This window comes from Desulfobacula sp. (genome assembly GCF_021107415.1).
In genome coordinates this window covers 1-3931 of record NZ_JAIOSW010000361.1, presented here as the reverse complement: position 1 = coordinate 3931, position 3931 = coordinate 1, and the positions used below count along the sequence as shown (strand labels likewise).

Annotated in this window: 4 protein-coding genes; 2 read left to right on the top strand and 2 right to left on the bottom strand. The window is 39.9% G+C overall.

All coding sequences use genetic code 11. The annotated features are described in order from the left end of the window. Positions 1-92: 92 nt before the first annotated feature. Positions 93-2123, bottom strand: a complete 2031-nt coding sequence (gene fusA / locus K8S13_RS18125; RefSeq protein ID WP_291464715.1) for an elongation factor G — start codon at positions 2121-2123, stop codon at positions 93-95. Positions 2124-2249: 126 nt separating this feature from the next. Further along, positions 2250-2789, bottom strand: coding sequence for a GerMN domain-containing protein (locus tag K8S13_RS18120; RefSeq protein ID WP_291464713.1), 540 nt, complete (start codon positions 2787-2789; stop codon positions 2250-2252). A 174-nt stretch (positions 2790-2963) separates the two neighbouring features. Between K8S13_RS18120 and K8S13_RS18115 the strand changes: the two genes are divergently transcribed. Both K8S13_RS18115 and K8S13_RS18110 read left to right on the top strand, forming a co-directional pair. Then, on the top strand, positions 2964-3335 hold the full coding sequence (locus K8S13_RS18115; protein ID WP_291464712.1) for a DUF1992 domain-containing protein: 372 nt from the start codon (positions 2964-2966) through the stop codon (positions 3333-3335). Continuing rightward, positions 3332-3823, top strand: a complete 492-nt coding sequence (locus K8S13_RS18110) for an SHOCT domain-containing protein (protein ID WP_291464710.1) — start codon at positions 3332-3334, stop codon at positions 3821-3823. Before K8S13_RS18115 ends, K8S13_RS18110 begins: the two co-directional genes overlap by 4 nt. Positions 3824-3931: the final 108 nt, after the last annotated feature.

The following is a 3931-nucleotide window of genomic DNA, read 5'->3' as shown; positions in this document are numbered from 1 at the left end:
GGTGATGCCATATACGAAGACTAAATTAATTTTAAATTTTGAGTTTTTAGTTTTAAATTTAAAACTAAAAACTCAAAACTAATAATTCATTATCAGACTTTATCAAATCGGGAAAACTGCATGGAAAATGTTCCCCTGCCCTGGCTGGCGGATCGAAGTGCGGTTGAATATCCAAACATTTTAGCTAAAGGGACCACGGCTTTCACAATCTGGATACCCGCTTTGGGATTAATGGATTCGATCTTGCCACCCCTTGCATTTAAATCAGATATGGCATCCCCCATGTAAGTATCCGGAACAAACACCTCTACTTCCATAATAGGCTCAAGCAGCGCTAAAGAGGCATTTTCCAAAGCATCCTTACACGCCATGGATGCGCAGACGGAAAAGGCAAGTTCTGAACTTCGCTCATCAAATTTGCCGTCTTCAACCACAATGGCAATATCAACCAGGGGGTACCCCTTAAGGTATCCACCTTCAAGACTCTCCCGGATTCCATTTTCAATGGCTGGAATATATTGCTCAGGGATAAGATCATTTCCCACTTTAGAATTAAATACAATCCCATCGCCCCGTTTTAAAGGCTTAAGGCTGATACTGATACTTGCGAAATGTGCCTTGCCTGAAATTTCTCTTTCAAAAACAGCACTTCCTCTTGCTTTGGAAGTAAGGATTTCCCGATAAACAACCTGGGGATTCCCCACATTCACATTGGTTTTAAACTCTTTTAACATCCTTGAAATAATAATCTCAAGATGGAGTTCACCCATGCCGGATAAAATCGTCTGGCCGGTTTCTTCATCCTTGTTCACCTTTAAGGTTGGATCTTCAATGGTGAACTTTTCAAGTACATCATCGAGTTTTTCCTGGTCAGCATGGGTTTTGGGCTCAATGGCAATGGAAATAACCGGATTTTCATATTCCATTTTTTCAAGAAAAACAGGGGTGTCCTGTGAACATAAAGTATCACCGGTTCCGGAATCCTTAAGTCCGACTATACCAATAATATCACCAGCCGTTGCCTCTTTTAGCCGCTCTCTTTTATTGGCATGCATTTGCAGGATTCTGGATAATTTTTCTTTTTTCTTTAACAAGGGATTAAATACTTCCGATCCTGTCTCAAGTTTACCCGAATAAATCCTGACAAAAGAAAGCTTTCTTCCCTCAATCATGGAGACTTTAAAAATCAAGGCAGCAAGCGGGCCATTTTTTTGAGGCAAAAATTCTAATTCTTCATCCGTCTCGGGGTGGACACCTTTAATGGGTGGAATATCCAGGGGACTTGGCAAATACAATTCAATACCGTCCAGTAATGGTTGGATTCCCTTATTTTTAAGGGCACTTCCACAAAATACCGGCACGATCTGCCTTGAAATACTTGCAGTCCGGATGGCTTTGATGAGTTCTCCAACCAATATATCCTCTTCTGATAGATATTTCTCCATTATCTCATCATTGACTTCTGATATGGCTTCAAGCAGTTTTTCCCGGTATTCGTAAGCTATCTCTTCAAATTCAGGGGCAATATCATCTTTTGAATACTCGGCACCCTTTGTTTCATCATCCCAGGTGATCTGTTTCATGTTAACAAGATCAATAACACCGGCAAACTTGTCTTCCGAACCCATGGGCAATTGAAGCATCACAGGGTTTGCTCCCAGCTTCTCTTTTATGGCGCTGACAGCACTAAAAAAATCAGCACCGGTTCTGTCCATCTTATTAATAAAAGCCATTCTGGGAACCGAATACCGGTCTGCCTGTCTCCAGACCGTCTCAGATTGCGGTTCAACACCGCCCACGGCACAAAAAACGCCAATGGCCCCATCCAGAACTCTCAGTGCCCTTTCCACCTCAACGGTAAAATCTACATGCCCCGGTGTATCAATAATCTGGATAAGAGAGTTATGCCATTCACAGGCGGTCACAGCAGAGGTGATGGTGATCCCTCGATCCTGTTCATCCTGCATCCAGTCCATAACGGCTTCACCATCATGAACTTCCCCAATTTTATAAGATTTGCCGGTGTAGTAAAGGATTCTTTCCGTTACAGTGGTTTTACCCGCGTCAATATGGGCCATAATCCCGATATTTCTAAACTGACTGATATTCTTTTTTTTGCTCATTTTTACGTGTGACCCTTGTGGTTGCGTGTGACCTTTTGGTTATGTATGACCCTTGTGGTTGCGTGTGACCTTTTGGTTACGTGTGACCCTTGTGGTTATGTATGACCTTTTGGTTACGTATGGCCTTCAGGTTACAATCAACATATTTGTTTTATAAAAGCATTCAAGGTCGATGTGACCGGCCAGCGTCAAGGCATCCTTACCCTGAATCAGTATTTTAACCATTTTTATTTTTGGTATATTCACGGTTAGTGAATTCACCATTGAATATATGGCTAAAAGTTCAGACCGGGTATCCATATTTTCTATCATGCTTTGTTCCAGGTTGAGATCAACATATGCCTTTCCATCATCTGAAATAAAAAAAGAATTTATTTTTGTATCCTTAGGCCATATTGCCTCAAGATGCACAAGTTGCGGGCCTTCAATCAGAGTTTTGAGAATTTCCATGCCCAGTTCGTGTGAATCAAGTGTCCCGGCAAATCTTTTTTTAACCGATTTCAAACCTGTCTTTTGTTTATCTGCATAATAGACAAATCCTTCAAAAAGATCTTCAAAAACCGCAGTTTGATTCTCTTTGGTGCCATTGTCCGCAAGGCTGTTTCCCAATAATGTGAAAATAGTTAAAAAGGTGAAAAAAATTATTACTCTTTGCTTGAATTTCATACTTAAACTCTTGATAAATTCTTTAAATTAAAATGATATTTGATACAGCATTGCCTAATAGGTGTCAAGAAAATATCCCTTGCAAATCTATTACAGGTTTAATAAAATTAAAACCTTAAAAATTGCACATCAAATATTTGGCCATTGTATATTATCGGGAGTAACTTATATTTTATGATTCCTGGATTTGAAGCGCTCGTTGAGCAAAGAATAAAAAAAGCCCAGAAAAATGGAGAGTTTGATAATCTGGAAGGCATGAATAAACCATTAAAATTTGAAGACCAATATGTTCCGGAAGATCTGCGGCTTGCACATAAAATACTGAAAAATGCAGGCTTTCTTCCCCCGGAAGTTGAACTTAAAAAAAAAATCACTCAAACCGAACAATTGCTTGAACTATCCCAGGTCGATTCTCCCGAGAGACTCAAAATTCAAAAAAAACTAAATTACCTTTTTATCAAATTGAACACAATAAGGGGTGACAGACATGGCTCACCCATGTTGTCAGATATATACCGGGAGAATATTATTAAAAAACTATCATGAATTTTTGGAATAAAGATAAAGACGGACTTTTCAAAAGTATTTTCACAGCTTATTTCATCTTGCTGGCACATGTTATTTTGCTGGCAGGCATAGGCGTCACCGTTGTTCTGTTCAAGGGGGTATATCACTACCTGCCCTGGATAATGGCTTGTATCGGTATTTTAGTCCTGGCAATTGCATGGATTTTCTATCGACGGATGAGAGAAAGTTCTTCTGATATAAAAGATATCCTCTCAATGCCGGAGTTCCGGGACAAAACAGTTGAAGTCAGGCTTCTTGGGGGGCTTGCATCCTTTAAAATAACGGCAAAAGAAAATCAACAGAACCTTATTGACCATCATCTCTCAACTGCCTCAAACAGGCTCCTCATTGAAAACAATATCAACAAAACAGAGCAGAAAATATTTAAACTGACAGCACTTTTTGAAAAGGATCTTATCACCAGAGAAGAGTTTGATAAGGCAAGACAAAACATTATCCAGGGATAAAACAGGAGTTTATTATGAAAAACATCCGGCTGGCTCTTTTATCCGGCGGCGTGTCTTCGGAAAGAGAGGTGTCTCTTAGCAGTGGCAAACAGGTATTTGATGCGCTTG

Excerpts from the sequence above, each read along its gene's own strand:
- K8S13_RS18120 (WP_291464713.1), bottom strand. The coding sequence starts at position 2,789 with ATGAAATTCAAGCAAAGAGTAATAATTTTTTTCACCTTTTTAACTATT.
- fusA (WP_291464715.1), bottom strand. The coding sequence starts at position 2,123 with ATGAGCAAAAAAAAGAATATCAGTCAGTTTAGAAATATCGGGATTATG.
- K8S13_RS18115 (WP_291464712.1), top strand. The coding sequence starts at position 2,964 with ATGATTCCTGGATTTGAAGCGCTCGTTGAGCAAAGAATAAAAAAAGCC.
- K8S13_RS18110 (WP_291464710.1), top strand. The coding sequence starts at position 3,332 with ATGAATTTTTGGAATAAAGATAAAGACGGACTTTTCAAAAGTATTTTC.